Below are 2,189 nucleotides of genomic sequence, written 5' to 3'. Positions count from 1 at the left end.
CGCATGGATGCGGCGACCAAGCCCCCATGGATGGGTTCACGGCGTCCCCGCGAACCCACAGTGCCCCGCCATCCCACGGAATGCCGCTCTGGCTCTGGCTTTGGCTGTTGCCGTTGCATTGAGCAGGTGCAGGGCTGCAAGCCCTGCCAGACCAACCCCTTGATTTCGGGACAATCAGCCATACCCCTTGGCCAGGCCGCACGCGCTGGCGCGGCATTGCACACGGAGCCCTATCGATGACCGAGACCACCCAGACCGAAACCCTTGGCTTCCAGACCGAGGTCAAGCAGCTGCTGCAGCTGATGATCCACTCGCTGTACTCCAACAAGGAAATCTTCCTCCGCGAGCTGGTCTCCAATGCCGCCGACGCCGCCGACAAGCTGCGCTTCGAAGCCCTGACCCAGCCCGCCCTGCTGGAAGGCGACAGCGAGCTGCGCGTGCGCGTCAGCTTCGACGCCGCCGCCCACACCATCACCATCGAAGACAACGGCATCGGCATGAGCCGCGCCGAAGCCATCGCCCACCTCGGCACGATTGCAAAATCCGGCACCGGCGATTTCCTGCGCCAGCTGTCCGGCGACCAGAAGAAGGATTCGCAGCTGATCGGCCAGTTCGGCGTCGGCTTCTACAGCGCCTTCATCGTCGCCGACGAAGTGGAAGTGACCTCGCGCCGCGCCGGCCTGGCTGCAGGCGAAGGCGTGCGCTGGACCTCGCGCGGCGAAGGCGACTTCGACGTGGCCACCGTTGACAAGGCCGAGCGCGGCACCCGCATCGTCCTGCACCTGAAGGACGGCGAGCATGATTTCGCCGATGGCTGGCGCCTGCGCAGCATCCTCAAGAAGTACTCCGACCACATCGGCCTGCCGATCCAGATGCCGAAGGAAGGCGAAGAAGGCGCTGCCGGCGAATGGGAGACCGTCAACCGCGCCAGCGCGCTGTGGACCCGCCCGCGCACCGAGATCAGCGACACCGAGTACACCGAGTTCTACAAGCACGTGGCGCACGACCACAGCGACCCGCTGGCCTTGAGCCACAACAAGGTCGAAGGCAAGCTGGAGTACACCTCGCTGCTGTTCGTGCCCGGCCGCGCGCCGTTCGACCTGTACCACCGCGATGCGCCCAAGGGCCTGAAGCTGTACGTGCAGCGCGTGTTCGTGATGGACCAGGCCGAGCAGTTCCTGCCGCTCTACCTGCGCTTCATCAAGGGCGTGGTCGATTCCAACGACCTGTCGCTGAACGTCTCGCGCGAGATCCTGCAGTCCGGCCCGGTCATCGATTCGATGAAGGCAGCGCTGACCAAGCGCTCGCTGGACATGCTGGAGAAGCTGGCCGCCGACAAGCCGGAGCAGTACGCCACGTTCTGGAAGGAATTCGGCCAGGTGCTGAAGGAAGGCCCGGCTGAGGACTACAACAACCGCGAGAAGGTGGCCGGCCTGCTGCGCTTTGCCTCCACCCGTGGCGAGGCTGATGCGCAGACCGTGTCGCTGGCCGATTACATCGGCCGCATGGCCGAAGGCCAGGACAAGATCTACTACCTGACCGGCGAGAGCTACAGCCAGGTGCGCAACAGCCCGCATCTGGAAGTGTTCCGCAAGAAGGGCGTGGAAGTGCTGCTGCTGACCGACCGCATCGACGAGTGGCTGATGGGCTACCTGACCGATTTCGACGGCAAGGGCTTCGTCGACATCGCCCGAGGCGACCTCGACCTGGGCGCGCTGGAAAGCGAAGCCGACAAGCAGGAACAGGAAGCGGCGGCGAAGGACAGGCAGGGCCTGGTCGAGCGCCTGAAGTCGGTGCTGGGCGATGACGTGGCCGAAGTGCGCGTCTCGCACCGCCTGACCGATTCGCCGGCGGTGCTGGCGATCGGCGAACAGGACCTGGGGCTGCAGATGCGCCAGATCCTGGAAGCCAGCGGCCAGAAGGTGCCCGACAGCAAGCCGGTGCTGGAGATCAACCCGGGCCATCCGCTGATCGCCAAGCTCGATGCGGAAGCCGACGGCGCGCGCTTCGACGACCTGGGCCGGGTGCTGTTCGACCAGGCCGCGCTGGCCGCCGGTGACAGCCTGAAGGACCCGGGCGCCTACGTGGCGCGCCTGAACAAGCTGCTGCTGGAACTGTCGGCCTGATCGGCAGCGGGGCGCCCGGGCATGGCCCCCCCGACCCCCCGGGGCGCCCGGCTTGTACAACCC

The 2,189-nt window shown here is 66.3% G+C and carries 1 protein-coding gene; it reads left to right on the top strand.

Going from position 1 to position 2,189, the window contains the following annotated elements:
• Positions 1-236: 236 nt before the first annotated feature.
• On the top strand, positions 237-2,126 hold the full coding sequence (gene htpG / locus IAE41_RS22195; RefSeq protein WP_200734594.1) for a molecular chaperone HtpG: 1,890 nt from the start codon (positions 237-239) through the stop codon (positions 2,124-2,126).
• Positions 2,127-2,189: the final 63 nt, after the last annotated feature.

Origin of the sequence: Stenotrophomonas sp. S39 (genome assembly GCF_016624665.1) — a bacterium.
Taxonomy (GTDB): Bacteria; Pseudomonadota; Gammaproteobacteria; order Xanthomonadales; family Xanthomonadaceae; genus Stenotrophomonas.
Note: the sequence above shows the minus strand (reverse complement) of the source record. Positions and strands in the feature narration are given on the sequence as shown.

What these genes read in the sequence shown, in the direction of transcription:
- htpG (WP_200734594.1), top strand. Translation starts at nt 237, where the DNA reads ATGACCGAGACCACCCAGACCGAAACCCTTGGCTTCCAGACCGAGGTC.